Below are 18,356 nucleotides of genomic sequence, written 5' to 3' on the forward strand. Positions count from 1 at the left end.
GGAGGTTCGCCGGGTCAGACGGTGATGGCGTCGAAGTCGGGGTACGCGGGATGGGTCGGTGTACCCGATGCCTGTGCGGGATCGCGCAGCAGCCAGCCGGTCTGGAACCCGGCCGCGCGGGCCGCATCGAGCTCCTGCACGATGTCGGACAGGAACAGGATATGCGCCGGCTGCTCGTCGATGGCCTCGGCGATGGCGGCGTACGAGGCGGCCTCGCGCTTGGGGCCGGTCTGCGTGTCGAAATAGCCGGCGAACAGCGGACCCAGGTCGCCCGCGTCGCTGTGGCGGAAGAACAGCTTCTGTGCCGGCACCGAACCGGACGAGTAGACGTAGAGCTTCAGGCCCTGCGCCCGCCAGGCCCGCAGGCGGGCCGGCACTTCGGGATAGACGTGGGCGCGATAGTCGCCGGCCTCGTATCCATCCTTCCAGATCATGCCCTGCAGTGCCTTGAGCGCGGTGGACTTGCGGTCCTCGTCGATCCAGCGCAGCAGCATCTCGATGATCTCCTGCCTGCTGGCCTCGATGATGCCGGCCTCCTTGGCCGCCTCATGCAGCCAGTGCTGCACCTCTGGCGTGTCGCCATGGGTTTCGACAAAGGCGGGCAGGCGCTTGCGCGCGTAGGGAAAGAGCACGTCCCTGACGAAATCGATCGAGCTGGTGGTGCCCTCGATGTCGGTGACGATGGCGCGAATCTCGATCATCGTATGGGTGTCCTTGGGCAAAGCTGGTGCGAAGGTCAGGCGCCGGAGGCGGCGCGCGGCGTCATGCGCGGGAAACGCCCGGCGATGTCGGTGCCGGTGAAGTTGGCGACCCAGCCCTCCTTGTTGGTGAACAGGCGGATCGCCACGAAATAGGGCGACTCGCTCATGTCGAACCAGTGCGGTGTGCCGTCGGGTACGCCGATCAGGTCGCCCTGTTCGCACAGCACCTCGTACACCTTGCCGCCGATGTGCAGGGTGAACTGCCCGGCGCCAGCGACGAAGAAGCGCACCTCGTCCTCGCTGTGGGTGTGCTCGTCCAGGAACTTCTGGCGCAGCGCGGCTCGGTCCGGGTGGTCGGGCTTGAGGCTGATCACGTCCACCGCCTGGTAGCCCTCGCTGGCCATCAGGCGGTCGATGTCGCTGCGGTAGGCAGCGATCACCTCCTCCTGGCTGGCGCCCGGAGCGATCGGCTGGCTGGCCTGCCACTGCTCGAAGCGGATGCCGACCGCGCCCAGCTCGCGGGCGATGGATGGGTGGTCGTGATGCTCGGCCAGGGCAGAGTTCGGTTTGGTGTCGTCATAGACGCGCAGACGGCTCATGCGGACAACCTCCTCAGATCTAGTTCGCAGGCAAGCAGGAATTCCAGCGCCTCCAGGTGGCGGCGCGTTTCGGCCATCGTCCGGCCCCAGGTGTAGATGCCATGGCCATCGATCAGGTATGCATGCAGCGGCTTGCCTGCGTCCAGCCAGGCGTCGACCTGCGCCACCAGCTCGGGCATGTGCTGCGTGTTGGGAAACACCGGGATCTCCAGCACGCTTTCGTGAGTGTGGAAACCGGTGATCGCCTTTTGCAACTCCCAGCCTTCGAGACGGATCACGCCCTGTGTGGCAAATAGACGCGAGGCTACGCTCTGCGTGCGCGAATGGGTGTGTAGTACTACCTGCATCTCCGGCCAGTAGCGGTAGACCTGTGTATGCAAGGCGGTCTCCGCGCTGGGTCGGGCGTCGGTACCCACGGCGTTGCCACTGAGGTCGATGAGCATGATGTCGGCGCGGCTGAGCTTGCCTTTGTCGCGGCCGGAGATGGTGATAGCAGCATGCGCATCGTCCAGCCGCATCGAGAAGTTGCTGCTGGTGGCGGGAGTCCAGCCCAGTGCGGCGAGATCCTTGGCGGCCAGCACGATAGCATCGGCACAGGCGAAGAAAGCGTCGCTGGAAATACCCTCGGGAAGCACTTGTGACATGAGTATTTGGACGTCCAAACGGTAGAAAAGAATAGCACGGCCCGTTGCGCCGCCACCGGATAATGCGAGGCATTCTCGCAAGTCAGGAAAGATTGGGGCGAACGGCGTAGCATCCAGACATCAATCGCCGCACCAGCGGCAGTTCATCCACGACGGAGGTTTGCCAATGTCCCACGAAGAAAGCAACGAGTCGCGTCGCCGATTCCTCAAGATCGCTGCCGGCACGGCCGCTGCGGCGGTGGTGGTCGGTACGCTGCCGCGCCTGGCGCGCGCCGCGGATCTGCCGCATGTGTCCGAATCGGATCCGACCGCCAAGGCGCTCGGTTACGTGGAAGACGCCAACGCGACCAAGGATCCCAAGCACAAGGCCGGCGACACCTGCGCGAACTGCCAGTTCTACAGTGGCGGAGCGACCGGCTTCGGTCCTTGCCAGCTGTTCCCGGGCAAGTCCGTCGCCGCCAAGGGCTGGTGCGTGTCGCACGCGGTGAAGGCCGGCTGATTCCTGCTGCTGCCGTTCGGCAAAAAAGAAAGGCCGGCTGTGAAGCCGGCCTTTTTGTTTGTCGAGGCTCTGCGCGGAACGCGGCAAGCACCTCTCACCTCAAAAGTGCTGCCCGGCGCGCCAGGATGAGGAGCTGACCCTGTCTGACGCGCCGGGCGGCGATCCGGGGGCCCACTGCCAAGTGATCAACCCGCGGACCACGGATCATACTCCGCTACCCCGGGCTGTGCGAACCGTTCCGATCGATTGATGTTTTTTTCACAAAAACGTTAAGTATCAATGCATTGCGAAACATTGAGTTAACACTTTCGGGAAGCCTGCGTCCTTTCAGCTCATTCGACACGTTAGAGTCAATTTCGCGGAAGAGGGCGGAATATAGCCGCATTTAGTAGGCTATTGATCGATTTTCGGCGCATGCAGGTGGCTGTGGCGCATGCCGTAACCGAAGTAGATCAGCAGCCCGATCACGGTCCATGCGCCCATCAAGGCCCAGTTGAACCAGTTCATCGTGTAGAGCAGTCCGAGGCAGCTGAGCACGCCGGCCACGCAGATCACTGGCGCCCACGGTACACGGAAGGTGCGCGGCAGTTCCGGCGCGGTGTAGCGCAGGATCAGCACGCCGGCGCATACCGCGGTGAAGGCGATCAATGTGCCCATCGAGGTGAGGTCGGCGAGCAAATCGAGCGGAAAAATCGCCGCCAGCACGGCTATGCCGAAGCCGGTGATGAGGGTGTTGATGTGCGGCGTGCGGTGCTTCGGGTGCACCTTGGCGAACACCTTGGGCAGCAGGCCGTCGCGGGCCATGATCATGAAGATGCGCGGCTGGGCGATGATCATCACCAGGATCACCGAGGACAGGCCGATCAGCGCGCCGACTTCCACCCAGGTGCGCAGCCAGCCCAGCTCCGCATGACCTTGCAGCGCAGTCACCACCGGGTCGACCGTGTTGAGCACGGTGTAGGGCACCAGGCCCGTCATCACCGCGGCCATGCCGAGGTACAGCAGGGTACACAGGACCAGCGACAGGATGATGCCGAAGGGCAGGTCGCGCTGGGGGTTCTTGCATTCCTGTGCCGCGGTGGAGGTCGCCTCGAAGCCGATGTAGGCAAAGAACACCATCGCTGCGCCGCGGAAGATGCCGGACCAGCCGAACTCGCCGTCGCCCTTCGGTTCGGGGATGAAGGGATGCCAGTTGTCGGTGTTCACGTAGCGGGCGCCAGCGATGATGATCATCAGGATCAGGCCGACCTTCAGCAGCACCATCAGCGCGTTCAGTCCCGACGATTCGCGGATACCCACGTAGCACAGCCAGGTCAGCGCCAGCACGATGGCGACCGCCGGCAAGTTGAGCAGATGGCCGGTGGCCACCAGGTGGCCGCCGGTAAATGCCAGCGGCGCCTCGGTGAGCGCGACCGGCAGGTGGATGCCGACGTGGTCGAGCAGGCTGGTGAAGTAGCCGGTCCAGCTGGCGGCCACGGCCGAGGCCGAGATGCCGTATTCCAGCACCATGTTCCAGCCGATGAACCAGGCGACCAGTTCGCCCAGGGTGGCGTAGGCGTAGGAATAGGAGCTGCCCGACACGGGAATCAGGGTGGCGAACTCGGCGTAGCACAGCGCGCTGAAGGCGCTGCAGATCGCGGCCAGGACGAAGGAGATCAGTACTGCTGGTCCGGCATGTTCGGCCGCCGCGGTCCCGGTGACCACGAAGATGCCGGTGCCGATCACCGCACCGATGCCCAGCGCGGTGATGCCCCACGGCCCGAGCGTGCGGCGCAGGCCGGGGCCGTGGCTGTCGTCGACGACGTCGCTGAAATTGGTCTTGCGGGCGAGCAATTGCTTGAGCATGGTTATTCCGGAAAAGACGACGGCACGGTTTTCACCGTGCCGTCTTGGCTTGAATCGGTCGGATGCGGATGAACTCAGGCCGCCTCGGTGCCGTTGGCCAGATGGCTCTTGCGGCGACCGTAGGCGAAATAGACGACCAGCCCGATGGCTGCCCAGCCGAAGAACAGCTTCAGCGTGATCGCGCCGAGATTCAGGAACAGCATCAGGCAGCCGATCATCGCCAGCGGGCAGATGATCCACACCAGCGGAGTGCGGAACGGACGCGGGCGCTGCGGCTCGCGCACTCGCAGCACCATGACGCCGATGGACACCATCATGAAGGCGAACAGCGTGCCGGAGTTGGTGATGTCCGCCAGCAGGCCGACGGGAAACATCGCGGCAAACAGGGAGACGGCCACGCCGGTGATCAGGGTGAGCACGTGGGGGGTATTGAAGCGCGGATGCAGCTTGGACAGGCCGCCAGGCAGCAGGCCGTCGCGCGACATCGTGAAGAAGATGCGCGTCTGGCCATAGATCATCACCAGGATGACCGACGGCAGCGCGATGACGGCGGCACCGCCGATCCAGTTGCCAATCGAGCCGTGGCCCAGCATGCGGATCACGTGCGCCAGAGGCTCCTTCGAACACACCAGTGCCTCCGAACCCTTGCAGGCGGCGGCCATCTCCGGGCTGCCCGGGTGGAACGCGACCCCGTCCGGCCCGAACAGCGGCTGGATGCCGATCGCACCCGCGGCGCCGTAGCCCACCAGCAAATAGAAGACGGTGCACACCGCCAACGAGCCGATGAGGCCGATCGGGATGTTGCGGTTCGGGTTCTTGGTTTCTTCGGCTGCCGTGGAGACGGCATCGAAACCCACGTAGGCGAAGAAGATCGACGCAGCTGCACCGAGCACGCCAATGCCGCCTAGCGGGCTGCCCCAGCCGTTGGGCAGGAACGGATGGAAGTTCGGCGTGCTGGCAGCCGGGACCGCGATGAGGATGAAGGCGCTCAGCGCCACGATCTTGATGGCGACCAGAACGGCATTGACCTTGGCCGACTTGGACGTTCCCACGATCAGCAGCAGGGTGATCACGATCGAGATCAGGAAGGCGAGCAGGTTGAACGTGCCGCCGGCGTAAGGGCCGGACCGCAGCGACTCGGGAAGCGCGAGCGCACCCTCGCCGACCAGTCCGAAGAAATTGGTGTGCAGCAGGAACCCATTCATGTAGCCGGACCAGCCTACCGCCACCGTGCCCGCGGCGATCGCATATTCCAGCACCAGCGCCCAGCCCACGATCCATGCCAGGCCCTCGCCGAGCACGCCGTAGGTGTACGTGTAAGCCGAGCCTGCCACCGGGATCATCGAAGCGAGTTCGGCATAGGCAAGAGCGGCCAGGCCGCAGACCACCGCCGCGATGATGAAGGCGATCATCATGCCCGGACCGGCCTTCTGACCCGCTTCGGCCGTGAGCACGAAGATACCGGTTCCGATGATGGCGCCGACGCCCATCAGGGTGAGCTGGATCGGACCGAGCTGCCGCTTGAGGCTTTTCTTTTCGGCCGTGGCAAGAATCTGGTCAAGCGGTTTGACGCGCTGAAAAAGCATGTGGTGATTCCCCGTGGAAACAGACGCCATCCCCATGGCGACACCGCGAAACAGGCACGCGGCAGGCGGAGGTGACGGGCAACCATAGCCGACGAGGATGGGGGCGACAAGCGCCGTGCGGCACATCGACGGCGCGTAGAATCGCGTGCTCGCCAAAGCCCGTCGGAGCGACGTTCTGGATATTGTGGCCGTCTCTTTTCGCGCTGCACTGCAGCGTTTTTCTGCGGCGGACGGGGCGTCCGCGGTCCCTGCCGTTTTTGCGGCCTTTCTCGACTCCTCGCCTGAGGTTTTTCACCGCCACCATCCGCCCGGGCATTTCACCGGATCGGCATGGCTGGTGAGCAATGACGGCGAACGCGTGCTGCTCACCCATCACCGCAAGCTCGGCCGCTGGCTGCAGCTCGGCGGTCACGCCGACGGCGATCGCGACCTGGCGCGTGTTGCACTGCGCGAAGCGGAAGAGGAGTCGGGCCTGGCGGATCTGCAGGTGGAACCGGCGATCTTCGATCTGGATCGTCACTGGATACCGGCACGCGGCAACGAGCCGGGTCATTGGCATTACGACGTCCGTTACGTCGTGCGGGCCACCGGCAGCGAGTGCTTCGCCGTCAGCGACGAATCGCTGGCGCTGGCGTGGATGCCGATCGAGGCGCTGGTCGCCGATCCGACCGCCGATGCCTCGTTGCGACGGATGGCGCAGCGCTGGATGGCACGCAGTCCGTGATCTTGCCCCCTGTGTGTCAGGGCGCCGGGTGCACGGCACCGCACTGCGGGCAAGTGCGTGCGGTCAACGATGCGTGGAAGCGATCGAACACGGGCGGGAAATCCTGCTCGATGTCCTTGAGCTCGAAATATTCCTCGTAAAGCTTGTGGTTGCAGACGGCGCAGTACCACTGCAGCCCGTCGCGTTCGCCCGGGCGTCGCCGGCGCTCGATCACCAGGCCGATGGAATCGGGCAGGCGCTGCGGCGAATGCGGCACGCGCGGTGGCAGGTAGAACAGCTCGCCGGCACGGATGGGAATGTCCCGGGCGACGCCCTCGTCCTGCACCTTCAGCACCATCTCGCCTTCGAGCTGGTAGAAGAATTCCGGGCCTTCGTCGAGGTGGTAGTCGCTGCGCGCATTGGGGCCACCGACGATCATCACGATGAAGTCGCCATCGACGATGCACTTGTTGCCCACCGGCGGCTTGAGCAGGTGGCGATGCTGGGCGATCCAGTGCTGCAGGTTGATGGGGCTGGGCAGGGACATGCGTGTCTTCAGCAGGGTGGGCGCGCCAACATAGCGCTGTCGCCGCGGCAAAGAAAACGCCCCGGCGGGGCCGGGGCAAAGGGGAGGTAACGCATCTGGAACGGGAATGGCGTTCGCGCTTACGGCATCAGTACGGTGTCGACCACGTGGATCACGCCATTGGACTGGTTCACGTCAGCGATGGTGACGTGGCCAGTGTTGCCCTTGTCGTCGGTGATCGCCACGCCCTTGGCGTCCTTGGAGAAGGTGAGCGAGTCGCCTTCCACCGTCTTCACCACGGCCTTGCCGCCGCCCTTCTTGATCAGTGCAAGCACGTCGGCCGCGCTCACCTTGCCGGCGACCACGTGATACGTGAGCACCTTGGTCAGCGTAGCCTTGTTCTCCGGCTTGAGCAGGGTGTCGACGGTGCCGGCGGGCAGCGCCGCGAACGCCTCGTTGGTGGGCGCGAACACGGTAAACGGACCCGGGCCCGACAAGGTGTCGACGAGGCCGGCGGCCTTGACCGCCGCAACCAGCGTGGTGTGATCCTTGGAGTTGACCGCGTTCTCGATGATGTTCTTCGAGGGATACATCGGTGCGCCGCCGACCTCGACGGTCTTCTCCATGCTCATGCCGGCCATGTCGCCTGTGGCGGCAAAAGCGGTGCTGGCGCAGAGTCCCGCTAAGGCGAGGGCGAAGGCGGTGGAGAGAGCGCGGCTGCGATGGACAAGCTTCATGGGCGTATCTCCTGGTAAGTGAACTGGCTTCAACAGGGAAGCCATGGAGATACGCCAGCCGAACCGGGAGAGATGCAGGGCGTGCGACACAACGCCTCAAGGAGCGGGTCATCCGTCAGACGGACGACCCGCGGATCACGCGCCGCTGATGGCGCCCTTGGCGATGATCGGGCCGGTTGCCTGGCCCGTTGGCGAGCCGCCCAGCGGCTCGTTGGACACGGCAAGCAGGGCCTTGGCGCTGAGGCGCGCCAGCAGGTCGGGGCGCAGATGCACGGTGGTCGGCTTGTTCGGCGCGATCACGCCCAGCGAAATCGGCTTCTCGCCGGGCGGCACCAGCCAGAGCTCGGCCGAGCGGTCGGCGCCGAGCGCTGCCGGTGTAGCCGGCACGATCACCATGCTGGACTGCTTGAGATCCATCGTCGCGGTCCAGCCGGCGACGCCGTTGTCCTGCGCGATGCTGGCGACCATGTAGTCCGGACCGGCCGTGGCCGAGGCGGGTGCTTGCGGCGCATGCGGCGTGGTGAACCACAGCGTGAAGCTGGCCGCAGCGGCGAGCGTGGCGCCGGCGCCGATCCAGCGCCACAGCTGCAGGCTGTTCCACCAGCCGCCCGTGCGTTGCGATCCCGTTGCGGCAGGTGAGCGTGGTGACACGGAAGCGTCCAGCCCGACCGCTTCGCGGATGCGTACCCAGACGTACTCGGCCGGCTGCACCGGAGCGATGTCTTCGCTCAGCGGCATAAGGTGCCGCTGCCACAGCGACACGGCCGCCGCCGCAGCACGATCGGTGCGCACTTCCTGCTCGACCGCCGCACGCGCATCGGCATCGAGCACGCCCAGCACATACTCGGCGTAGCGAAGCTCTTCCTGGCTGGGTGGCATCGGGTTGTTCATTGCTCCAGACATATCCGCAGGCGTATCAGGCTGCGCCGGATCCAGCTTTTCATCGTTCCCAGCGGCACCCGGCAACGTGCAGCCAAATCGTTATACGTAGCCCCGGAGAAAAAGGCTTCACGGATGGCTGACTTCTGTTGCGGCTCCAGACCGTCCAGGCACTGCTCAAGACGCTGGCGCTCCTGGCTGCTCTCGGCGCTGGCGGCGGGGCTCGGACCCTCGTCCTCCAGGTCGAGCATCATGCTGTCGTCCAGCGCGCTTTCCCGATGCTGACGCAGCCGATCGATCGACCGGTTGCGCGCCATGGTGACCAGCCACGTGGTGGCGCTGGCCTTGCCCGGATCGAAGGTGTCGGCGCGACGCCACACGGAGGTGAAGACTTCCTGCAGTACCTCTTCCGCTTCGGCGCGATCGCGCAGCATGCGCATGCACACGCCGAAAAGACGCGACGAGGTGCGGCGGTAGAGTTCGGCGAAGGCCCGCTGATCCTGTCGGCTCGATGCGGCGAGCAACTCGGCCAGTTCTTCGCGCTCGGTGGTGTCCACGGCGCTCATGCAGCGGTCGCCCGGCACGGACGCGCGATGCGGGATCGGAGGCGAGAGTGGGGCTTGGATGTGAGCATGGCTTCAAGCATGGCGTCTGAATGAGGCATCGGCAAGAGGGGTGGCTCGGGCTCAGACTTCAAGCGTGGCGAGGTCGCCCTTTTCCTCCAGCCAGGATTTGCGATCGCCGGCGCGCTTCTTGGCCAGCAGCATGTCCATCAGTTTGGCGGTGCCTTCGTTGTCGTCGACTGTGAGCTGCACCAGCCGACGGGTATCTGGATGGATGGTCGACTCGCGCAGCTGCGCCGGGTTCATCTCGCCCAGGCCCTTGAAGCGGGTGGTGCTCACCGCGCCCTTCATCTTTTCGCGTTCGATGCGATCGAGCATGGCCTGCTTCTCGCCTTCGTCCAGGCAATAGAACACCTGCTTGCCCACGTCGACGCGGAACAGCGGCGGCATCGCCACGAACACGTGGCCCTCGCGCACCAGCGACGGGAAGTGCTTGAGGAACAGTGCCGACAGCAGCGTGGCGATGTGCAGGCCGTCGGAGTCAGCGTCGGCGAGGATCACCACCTTGCCGTAGCGCAGGCCGGAGAGGTCATCCTTGCCCGGGTCGCAGCCGATCGCCACGGCCAAGTTGTGCACTTCCTCGGAGGCCAGCACCGAAGTGGACTCCACTTCCCAGGTGTTGAGGATCTTGCCGCGCAGCGGAAGGATCGCCTGGAACTCCTTGTCGCGCGCCTGCTTGGCCGAGCCGCCGGCTGAGTCGCCCTCGACCAGGAAAAGCTCGGTGCGGGTGAGGTCGGTGGCGGTGCAGTCGGCCAGCTTGCCGGGCAGGGCGGGGCCCTGGGTGATCTTCTTGCGCACGACCTGCTTGGCCGCCTTCAGCCGCGCGCTGGCGCGCTCGATGGCGAGCTGGGCGATCTTCTCACCCAGATCCACATGCTGGTTGAGCCACAGACTGAAGGCATCGTGGATCACGTTCTCTACCAGCGCCGCGGCCTGGCGCGAGGACAGCCGCTCCTTGGTCTGGCCGGCGAACTGCGGATCGAGCAGCTTGGCGCTGAGCACGAAGGCGAGGCGCTCCCACACGTCCTCCGGCGCCAGCTTGACGCCGCGCGGCAGCAGGTTGCGGATGTCGCAGAACTCGCGGATGGCGTTGGTCAGGCCGGTGCGCAGGCCGTTGACGTGGGTGCCGCCTTGCGCGGTGGGGATCAGGTTGACGTAGCTCTCCTGCACCAGCTCGCCCTCGGGCAGCCAGGTGAGGGCAACGTCGAGGCCTTCGGTGTCGCGCGCCACGTGGTGCACGAAAAGCTCGGCCGGCAGCGCCTCGGCGCCATCCAGCTCGCCACGCAGGTAGTCGCGCAGGCCGTCCTCGTAATGCCATTCGACGGTTTCGCCACTGGCTTCGTCGGTGAGCTTCACGTTGAGGCCGGCGCACAGCACCGCCTTGGCGCGCAGCAGGTGCTTGAGCTTCGGGATCGAGATCTTCGGCGAGTCGAAGTACTTCGGATCGGCCCAGAAGTGCACAGTGGTGCCGGTCTTCTTCTTGGGTACCGTGCCGATCACTTCCAGTTCGCTGACGCGGTCGCCGTGCTCGAACGCCATGCGGTATTCATTGCCGTCGCGGCGGATCGTCACTTCCACCCGCTGCGACAGCGCGTTCACCACCGACACACCCACGCCGTGCAGGCCGCCGGAGAAGTTGTAGTTCTTGCCACTGAACTTGCCGCCGGCATGGAGGCGGGTGAGGATCAGCTCGACGCCCGGCACGCCCTCGTCAGGGTGGATGTCCACCGGCATGCCGCGGCCGTCGTCGCTCACTTCCACCGAGCCGTCGGCGTGCAGCACCACCTCGATGTTCTTCGCGTGGCCGGCCAGCGCCTCGTCCACCGAGTTGTCGATCACCTCCTGCGCCAGGTGGTTCGGACGCGAGGTGTCGGTGTACATGCCAGGGCGGCGCTTGACCGGATCCAGGCCGGAGAGGACTTCGATATCGGCGGCGTTGTAGCGACTGCTCATGGATACGTTCGACTCGGGTAAGGCGCGGGAGAATGGGCGGTGACGCCGGTGGGGTCAAGCCGCGGCGGCGTCCGGAGGCCGGAGCTTCCGGGGCAGCCGTCTCGCATTCCGCGACGGGTGAATCAGAGAGGCGCGCAGTGGCGTTCGAGCCAGGCGAGGTCGGTGCCGTCCAGCAGGGGGCTGAGCGCGGCACGCACGCCGGCGTGGTAGTCGTCCAGCCAGGCGCGCTCCTCGGGATTGAGCAGGTGCGACTCCAGCGCGCGGCGGTCGAACGGGCACAGTGTCAGCGTCTCGAAGGCGTAGTAGTCGCCGAACTCGGTCTGCTCCGCCTCCACCACCACGACCAGGTTCTCGTGGCGGATGCCGTGGCGGCCCGGCTTGTACAGGCCCGGCTCGATCGAGGTGACCATGCCCGGCTCCAGCGCGACCAGCGCGCCCCCGCTCACCGGCGGGCGGATGCCCTGCGGCCCTTCGTGCACGTTGAGGAAATAACCCACGCCGTGACCGGTGCCGTGGCCGTAGTCCATGCCCACCGCCCATAGCGGTGCGCGGGCCAGGGCGTCGAGCTGCGGGCCGCTGGCGCCTTTGGGGAAGCGGGCGCGCGAGAGGGCGATCAGGCCCTTCATCACCAGCGTGGCGTCGCGGCGCTGCTCGGCGCTGGTCTCGCCCAGCGCCAGCACGCGGGTGACGTCGGTGGTGCCGCCGAGATACTGGCCGCCGGAATCCACCAGCAGCAGGCCCTTGCGGGCCAGCGTGCTGTGATGCTCCGGCGTGGCACGGTAGTGCGGCAGGGCGCCGTTGGCCTGGTAGCCGGCGATGGTGGCGAAGCTCTCGCCGATGAAGTTCGGCTGCGCGGCGCGCTCCTCACGTACCAGCGCATCGACGTCCAGCTCGGTCTGCGCCATGCCGGCCGCCAGGCGTTCCTCCAGGCGCCGGAAGGCGCGTACCAGCGCGGCGCCATCCCGCCGCATGGTCTCGCGGATGTGATCCAATTCGGCCGCGCTCTTGCGCGCCTTCATCGCGGTGGACGGGTTGGCCGTTTCGATCCGCCGGACCGTCGCCGGCACGGCGTCGGCCACCGCGCAGACCACCTTGCCCGGATCCAGCAGCAGCGTGTCGTCAGCGCCCAGTTCGCCCAGCGCGTCGGTCACGGCCGCGTAGTCGGCCAGACGGATGCCGTCGGTCGCGAGCGCAGCCACCAGGGCGTCGCCGAGCTTGCCGCGTTCGGCAAACAGCGTGGCCCTGCCTTCGGCCTCGATCAGCAGGTGGGCGAGAAACACCGGATTGCATTCCACATCGCTGCCGCGCAGGTTGGTCAGCCACGCCACGTCGTCCAGGCTGGATACCAGGTGGTGCGTGGCGCCGAGCTTGCGCATGGCGGTACGCACCCGCGCCAGCTTGTCTGCGCGCGGCGTGTGCGCCCAGGTCAGCGCGTGCTCGACCACCGGTGCGCGCGGCAGGGCCGGGCGATCGGTCCAGATCGCGGCAGGAAGGTCCAGGTCGGTTCGCAACGTGGCGCCCACCTCGCCGAGCAGGCGGGTGATCTGCTGCCGCGAGGCGACGCTAAGGCTGTCGCCGGCGATGGCCACCGCGTCGCCGGCGTGCAGGTGCTGCTGCAGCCAGACGAGGTGCTCCGGCGCATGCGCCACCTTTTGCTTCATCAGAGTGACGCCGCTGTCTGCCAACTGCTGCTCGCCCTGGGCGAAGTAGCGCGAGTCGGTCCACAGGCCGGCGTGGTCGGCGGTGACCAGCAGCGTCCCGGCCGAGCCGGTGAAGCCGGACAGCCACTCGCGCGCGGCCCAGTGGCCGGGCAGGTATTCGGACAGGTGCGGGTCGGCAGTCGGTACCAGGCATGCGGCCACGTTGCGGGCAGCCATGGCCTGGCGCAGGGCGGCGAGGCGGGGAGGAATGGGGTGTGTCATCCCTTCATGCTATCAGCGCGCTCCGCTGGAACGCTTCCGATCGGGTCGGACATGAACCGCTTTGGAGGAATTTGCCCCTGACGTCTCGCGGTCGGGCCCGTCTGCCGCTAAAATGCCTAATTTCCAGCACGGCTGCATCCCATGACCCCCCTGATTTTCGTCACCGGCGGTGTGGTGTCCTCGCTTGGCAAGGGCATCGCCGCGGCGTCGCTGGCTTCCATCCTGGAAGCGCGTGGTCTCTCGGTCACCATGATGAAGCTCGATCCATACATCAATGTGGATCCGGGCACCATGAGTCCCTTTCAGCACGGCGAGGTCTACGTCACCGACGACGGTGCCGAGACCGACCTCGACCTCGGCCACTACGAGCGGTTCGTCCACACCCGCCTGACCGGCAAGAACTCGATCACCACCGGCAAGATCTACGAGTCGGTGATCCGCAAGGAGCGTCGCGGCGATTATCTCGGTGCCACCGTGCAGGTGATCCCCCACATCACCGACGAGATCAAGCACTGCATCCACGAGGCCACCCGCGGCTTCGACGTGGCGCTGGTGGAGATCGGCGGCACGGTGGGCGACATCGAGTCGCTGCCGTTCCTGGAGGCGATCCGCCAACTGCGCATCGAGCACGGCCCGGAGAAGTGCCTTTTCATGCATCTCACCCTGGTGCCCTTCATCAAGGCCGCCGGCGAGATCAAGACCAAGCCGACCCAGCATTCGGTGAAGGAGCTGCGCTCGATCGGCATCCAGCCGGACATCCTGCTGTGCCGCTGCGAAGAGGCGCTGCCGGACGGCGAGCGCCGCAAGATCGCCCTGTTCACCAACGTGCCCGAGAACGCCGTGATCAGCGCGGTCGATGTCGATGTCATCTACAAGATGCCGCTGTGGCTGCATAGCCAGGGCCTGGACGACATCGTGGTGAAGAAGCTCGGCTTGGACGCCAAGCCGGCCGATCTCAGCGGCTGGCAGCGCACGGTGGATGCCGTGGTGCATCCGAAGGACGAGGTCACCGTCGCCATCTGCGGCAAGTACGTCGAGCACAAGGACGCCTACAAGTCGCTGGGCGAGGCGCTGCGCCACGGCGGCATCAAGCAGCAGACCCGGGTGAACCTGGAGTGGATCGACTCGGAGCAGATCGAGGCCGAGGGTGCCCAGAAGGTGCTCGGCAAGGCGGACGCCATCCTCGTGCCCGGCGGCTTCGGCAAGCGCGGCTTCGAGGGCAAGGTGCTCGCGGCGAAGTACGCCCGCGAGCACGGCGTGCCGTACTTCGGCATCTGCTACGGCATGCATGCGGCGGTGGTGGACTTTGCCCGCCATGTGGCCGGCCTGGCCGACGCCGACTCCAGCGAGAACGATCGCCACACCGCCAACCCGGTGATCGCGCTGATCACCGAGTGGACTACCGCCACCGGCGAAGTCGAGCAGCGCAGCGAACGCTCGGACCTCGGCGGCACCATGCGCCTTGGCGCGCAGGAGTGCCGCCTCAAGGCCGGCACGCTGGCGCGCGAGATGTACGGCCAGGACGTGGTGCGCGAGCGTCATCGCCACCGCTACGAGTTCAACAACCGCTACCGCCAGTCGTTCGAGGACCTCGGGCTGGTGATCTCGGGCAAGTCGATGGACGACCTGCTGGTGGAGATCGTCGAGCTGTCGCCGCAGAAGCACCCCTGGTTCCTGGGCTGCCAGGCGCATCCGGAGTTCACCTCCACGCCGCGCGATGGCCATCCGCTGTTCATCGGGTTCGTCCGCGCCGCGCGCGAATACAAGGCCGTGCAGGGCGCCGAGCGCCTGGCGGCGAAGGAGTCGGTTGCATGAAGCTGTGTGGATTCGAGGTCGGGCTGAACCAGCCGCTGTTCCTGATCGCCGGGCCCTGCGTGGTGGAGTCCGAGCAGCTGCAGATCGATACCGCCGGCACGCTGAAGGAAATCACCGCGCGGCTGGGTATCCACTTCATCTTCAAGTCGAGCTTCGACAAGGCCAACCGTTCCTCCGGCCAGAGCTTCCGCGGTCCGGGCATGGAGGAGGGCCTGCGCGTGCTCGGCGAGGTCAAGCGTCAGCTCGGCCTGCCGGTGCTTACCGACGTGCACGAATACACCCCGATGGACGAGGTCGCCTCGGTGGTTGACGTGCTGCAGACGCCGGCCTTCCTGTGCCGCCAGACCGACTTCATCCAGAAGGTGGCGCGCGCCGGCAAGCCCGTGAACATCAAGAAGGGCCAGTTCCTCGCCCCGTGGGACATGAAGCACGTGGTCGCCAAGGCCCGTGATGTGGGCAACGACGACATCATGGTGTGCGAGCGCGGCGCCAGCTTCGGCTACAACAACCTGGTGTCGGACATGCGCTCGCTCAGCGTGATGCGCGATACGAACTGCCCGGTGGTGTTCGATGCCACCCACTCGGTGCAGCTGCCGGGCGGGCAGGGCGCCACCTCCGGTGGCCAGCGCGAGTTCGTGCCGGTGCTGGCGCGCGCCGCCGTGGCGGTGGGCGTGGCCGGCCTGTTCGCCGAGACGCATCCCAATCCGGAGAAGGCGCTCAGCGATGGCCCCAACGCCTGGCCGCTGGGCAAGATGGAGGCGCTGCTGGAGACGCTGCTCGAACTCGATGCGGTGACCAAACGGCACGGTTTCGTCGAACAAACCCTCTGACACCTTGGTAGGAGCCCGCTCGCGGGCGATGCCCGGGCCTTGATGCCACATCGAATGCGAAGAGCATCGCCCGCGAGCGGGCTCCTACAGTGCAATCACATCCACACGACTGACTTGACGGACGACCCATGACCACCGAGATCACCCGCATCCACGCACGCGAAATCCTCGACTCCCGCGGCAATCCCACGCTTGAAGCCGAAGTGACCCTGGCCGGCGGCGGTTTTGGTCGCGCGGCGGTGCCGAGCGGTGCGTCGACCGGCACCCGCGAGGCGGTGGAGCTGCGTGACGGCGACAAGGCACGCTATGGCGGCAAGGGCGTAAAGACGGCCGTCGGCCACGTCAACGGCGCCATCGCCAGCGCGCTGAAGGGTTTCGATGCGGCCAACCAGGGCGGGCTCGACGCCAAGCTGGTCAACCTCGACGGCACGCCGAACAAGGGCAAGCTCGGCGCCAACGCGTTGCTGGGCGTGTCCATGGCCGCCGCCCACGCCGTCGCCGCCCAGCGCAAGCTGCCGCTGTGGCGCTACCTGGCGGAGATCGACGGCACCACCGGCAAGCCCGGCATGCTGCCGGTGCCGATGATGAACATCATCAACGGCGGCGAGCACGCGGACAACAACATCGACGTGCAGGAATTCATGGTGCTGCCGGTGGGCATGCCCACCTTTGCCGAGGCGCTGCGCGCGGGCGCGGAAATCTTCCACGCGCTCAAGAGCGTGCTCAAGGGCAAGGGACTGAACACCGCGGTGGGTGACGAGGGCGGCTTTGCGCCGAACCTGCGCTCCAACATCGAGGCGCTGGACACCATCCTCGAGGCGATCACCAAGACCGGCTACAAGGTCGGCAGCGAGATCCTGCTGGGCCTCGATGCCGCCAGCTCGGAGTTCTACAAGGACGGCAAGTACGACCTGGCCGGCGAGGGCAAGCAGTACACCTCCGAGCAGTTCGTCGACCTCTTGGCCGGCTGGGCGAAGCAGTACCCGATCGTCACCATCGAAGACGGCATGGCCGAGGGCGACTGGGCCGGCTGGAAGTTGCTTACCGATACCATCGGCGACCGCGTGCAGGTGGTCGGTGACGACCTCTTCGTCACCAACCCGACGATCTTCCGCGAAGGCATCGAAAAGAAGATCGCCAACTCGATCCTGATCAAGGTGAACCAGATCGGCACGCTGTCCGAGACGCTCGAAGCGATCGCCATGGCCGACGCGGCGAAGTACTCGGCGGTGATCTCGCATCGCTCGGGCGAGACCGAGGACACCACCATCGCCGACATCGCGGTGGCGACCACGGCCACCCAGATCAAGACCGGCTCGCTGTGCCGCAGCGACCGCGTGGCCAAGTACAACCAGCTGTTGCGCATCGAGGAACAGCTCGGTGCCGACGCCCGGTACGCCGGGCGCGACGCGTTCCCCAATCTCTCGCGCCTGCCTGGCTGAGCGGGAGGACGGCCGCCATGCTGCGCTGGGTCGCGCTGATCCTGCTCGCACTGCTGATCGCCCTGCAGGTCAAGCTGTGGAGCGACACGGGCGGCATGCGCGAAGTCGACGCCCTGCGTGCCGCGGTGAAAAAGCAGGCGGATGAAAACCAGCGCCTGCAGCAGCGCAACCAGGCGCTGGCTGCCGATGTGTCCGATCTCAAGAGCGGCGAGCAGGCGGTGGAAGCGCGCGCGCGTGCCGAGCTCGGCCTGATCAAGCCGGGCGAGACGTTCTACCAGGTGGTCGAGAAGCCCGGTGCTGCGGCGGCGCCGGCCACGGCCGCCACCGCTCCCGACGCCGCGCAGCCATGAGCCTGGCACCGTTGTGGTGCGTGGTCCCCGCGGCCGGGCGCGGCACGCGCGTCGGCGGCGATCGGCCCAAGCAGTATCTGACGCTGGCCGGTCGGCCGCTGATCGAGCACACGCTCGATCGGCTGGCCCGGCATCCGCACATTGCCGGGTTGATGGTGGTGCTGTCCGCCGGCGACGCTTTGTGGAGCGGGTTGTCGGAGCTGCACGGCAAGCCCGTGCGGACCACTGTCGGCGGCGCGGAGCGCTGCGATTCCGTGCTGGCCGGGCTGGATGCGTTGCCGGACGAGGTGGCCGACGACGATTTCGCGCTGGTGCACGATGCGGCAAGACCCTGCGTACGGCTGGATGACATCACCCGCCTGATCGATCGCGCCAGCGGAGCGGATGGCGGCCTGCTCGGCGCGCCGCTGCGTGACACGCTCAAGCGCGCCGATGCGGCCGGACGCAGCGAGCTTACCGAGCCGCGTGAACTGCGCTGGCGCGCCTTCACGCCACAGATGTTCCGCCGTGGTGCATTGTCGGCGGCACTGCGTCAGGCTGCCCGCGACCGCGTGACGGTAAGCGACGAGGCGATGGCAATGGAACTGGTCGGCCACGCGCCGTTGCTGGTCGAGGGCGCGGAGGACAACATCAAGGTCACCACGGCGGCGGACTTCGCGCTGGCGGAGTTTCTGCTGGCACGGACGGCGTCATGAAGGGGTG

General features: G+C 66.5%; 18 protein-coding genes. 7 read left to right on the top strand and 11 right to left on the bottom strand.

From position 1 onward, the window contains the following. Window positions 1-14: 14 nt before the first annotated feature. From mtnC to ISP17_RS12115, 3 genes are read right to left on the bottom strand one after another with little or no spacing between them, the layout of a single operon-like run. Window positions 15-701 (bottom strand): acireductone synthase, encoded by a 687-nt coding sequence (gene mtnC, locus ISP17_RS12105; protein WP_404633475.1) that lies wholly within the window; start codon window positions 699-701, stop codon window positions 15-17. Window positions 702-736: 35 nt separating this feature from the next. Beyond that, the gene (locus ISP17_RS12110) at window positions 737-1,300 is read right to left on the bottom strand and encodes a 1,2-dihydroxy-3-keto-5-methylthiopentene dioxygenase (protein WP_404633477.1); all 564 of its coding nucleotides are present in this window, start codon (window positions 1,298-1,300) and stop codon (window positions 737-739) included. Then, a complete protein-coding gene (locus ISP17_RS12115; RefSeq protein ID WP_404633479.1) occupies window positions 1,297-1,944 on the bottom strand; it encodes a methylthioribulose 1-phosphate dehydratase in 648 nt (215 codons plus the stop codon). Before ISP17_RS12115 ends, ISP17_RS12110 begins: the two co-directional genes overlap by 4 nt. A gap of 166 nt (window positions 1,945-2,110) precedes the next feature. On the opposite strand from ISP17_RS12115, the gene ISP17_RS12120 reads away from it, so the two are divergent. Further along, complete coding sequence (locus ISP17_RS12120) at window positions 2,111-2,443, top strand: high-potential iron-sulfur protein (RefSeq protein WP_404633481.1); 333 nt, start codon at window positions 2,111-2,113, stop codon at window positions 2,441-2,443. A 393-nt stretch (window positions 2,444-2,836) separates the two neighbouring features. Here ISP17_RS12120 and ISP17_RS12125 read toward each other — a convergent pair whose 3' ends face one another. Both ISP17_RS12125 and ISP17_RS12130 read right to left on the bottom strand, forming a co-directional pair. Continuing rightward, the gene (locus ISP17_RS12125) at window positions 2,837-4,288 is read right to left on the bottom strand and encodes an amino acid permease (protein ID WP_404633483.1); all 1,452 of its coding nucleotides are present in this window, start codon (window positions 4,286-4,288) and stop codon (window positions 2,837-2,839) included. A 74-nt stretch (window positions 4,289-4,362) separates the two neighbouring features. Next, a complete protein-coding gene (locus ISP17_RS12130; protein ID WP_404633485.1) occupies window positions 4,363-5,874 on the bottom strand; it encodes an amino acid permease in 1,512 nt (503 codons plus the stop codon). A gap of 181 nt (window positions 5,875-6,055) precedes the next feature. Between ISP17_RS12130 and ISP17_RS12135 the strand changes: the two genes are divergently transcribed. Next, window positions 6,056-6,598: an NUDIX hydrolase gene (locus ISP17_RS12135; RefSeq protein WP_404634302.1), complete on the top strand. Its 543-nt coding sequence runs from the start codon at window positions 6,056-6,058 to the stop codon at window positions 6,596-6,598. Window positions 6,599-6,614: 16 nt separating this feature from the next. Here ISP17_RS12135 and ISP17_RS12140 read toward each other — a convergent pair whose 3' ends face one another. From ISP17_RS12140 to ISP17_RS12165, 6 genes are all read right to left on the bottom strand, one after another. Beyond that, window positions 6,615-7,124: a 3-hydroxyanthranilate 3,4-dioxygenase gene (locus ISP17_RS12140; protein WP_404633487.1), complete on the bottom strand. Its 510-nt coding sequence runs from the start codon at window positions 7,122-7,124 to the stop codon at window positions 6,615-6,617. Window positions 7,125-7,243: 119 nt separating this feature from the next. Next, the gene (locus ISP17_RS12145; protein WP_404633489.1) at window positions 7,244-7,840 is read right to left on the bottom strand and encodes a fasciclin domain-containing protein; all 597 of its coding nucleotides are present in this window, start codon (window positions 7,838-7,840) and stop codon (window positions 7,244-7,246) included. Between the two features lie 135 nt (window positions 7,841-7,975). Beyond that, entirely contained in the window at window positions 7,976-8,731 is a 756-nt protein-coding gene (locus tag ISP17_RS12150) for an anti-sigma factor (RefSeq protein WP_404633491.1), read from the bottom strand. Next, on the bottom strand, window positions 8,728-9,285 hold the full coding sequence (locus ISP17_RS12155) for a sigma-70 family RNA polymerase sigma factor (RefSeq protein ID WP_404633493.1): 558 nt from the start codon (window positions 9,283-9,285) through the stop codon (window positions 8,728-8,730). Before ISP17_RS12155 ends, ISP17_RS12150 begins: the two co-directional genes overlap by 4 nt. A 120-nt stretch (window positions 9,286-9,405) precedes the next feature. Further along, complete coding sequence (parE, locus tag ISP17_RS12160) at window positions 9,406-11,295, bottom strand: DNA topoisomerase IV subunit B (RefSeq protein WP_404633495.1); 1,890 nt, start codon at window positions 11,293-11,295, stop codon at window positions 9,406-9,408. Between the two features lie 122 nt (window positions 11,296-11,417). Then, on the bottom strand, window positions 11,418-13,217 hold the full coding sequence (locus tag ISP17_RS12165) for a M24 family metallopeptidase (protein WP_404633497.1): 1,800 nt from the start codon (window positions 13,215-13,217) through the stop codon (window positions 11,418-11,420). Between the two features lie 141 nt (window positions 13,218-13,358). Here ISP17_RS12165 and ISP17_RS12170 point away from each other — a divergent pair, with 141 nt between their 5' ends. The 5 genes from ISP17_RS12170 (at window position 13,359) to ispD (ending at window position 18,349) form a co-directional block, all read left to right on the top strand. Further along, window positions 13,359-15,032, top strand: a complete 1,674-nt coding sequence (locus ISP17_RS12170) for a CTP synthase (protein WP_404633499.1) — start codon at window positions 13,359-13,361, stop codon at window positions 15,030-15,032. After that, the gene (gene kdsA, locus ISP17_RS12175; RefSeq protein WP_404633501.1) at window positions 15,029-15,862 is read left to right on the top strand and encodes a 3-deoxy-8-phosphooctulonate synthase; all 834 of its coding nucleotides are present in this window, start codon (window positions 15,029-15,031) and stop codon (window positions 15,860-15,862) included. Before ISP17_RS12170 ends, kdsA begins: the two co-directional genes overlap by 4 nt. Window positions 15,863-15,990: 128 nt before the next feature. Then, window positions 15,991-17,304: a phosphopyruvate hydratase gene (gene eno, locus ISP17_RS12180; RefSeq protein ID WP_404633503.1), complete on the top strand. Its 1,314-nt coding sequence runs from the start codon at window positions 15,991-15,993 to the stop codon at window positions 17,302-17,304. A 17-nt stretch (window positions 17,305-17,321) separates the two neighbouring features. Further along, window positions 17,322-17,654, top strand: a complete 333-nt coding sequence (ftsB, locus tag ISP17_RS12185) for a cell division protein FtsB (protein ID WP_404633505.1) — start codon at window positions 17,322-17,324, stop codon at window positions 17,652-17,654. Further along, entirely contained in the window at window positions 17,651-18,349 is a 699-nt protein-coding gene (gene ispD, locus ISP17_RS12190; protein WP_404633507.1) for a 2-C-methyl-D-erythritol 4-phosphate cytidylyltransferase, read from the top strand. Before ftsB ends, ispD begins: the two co-directional genes overlap by 4 nt. Window positions 18,350-18,356: the final 7 nt, after the last annotated feature.

Origin of the sequence: Dyella ginsengisoli (assembly GCF_044904665.1) — a bacterium.
Taxonomy (GTDB): domain Bacteria; phylum Pseudomonadota; class Gammaproteobacteria; order Xanthomonadales; family Rhodanobacteraceae; genus Dyella_A; species Dyella_A ginsengisoli.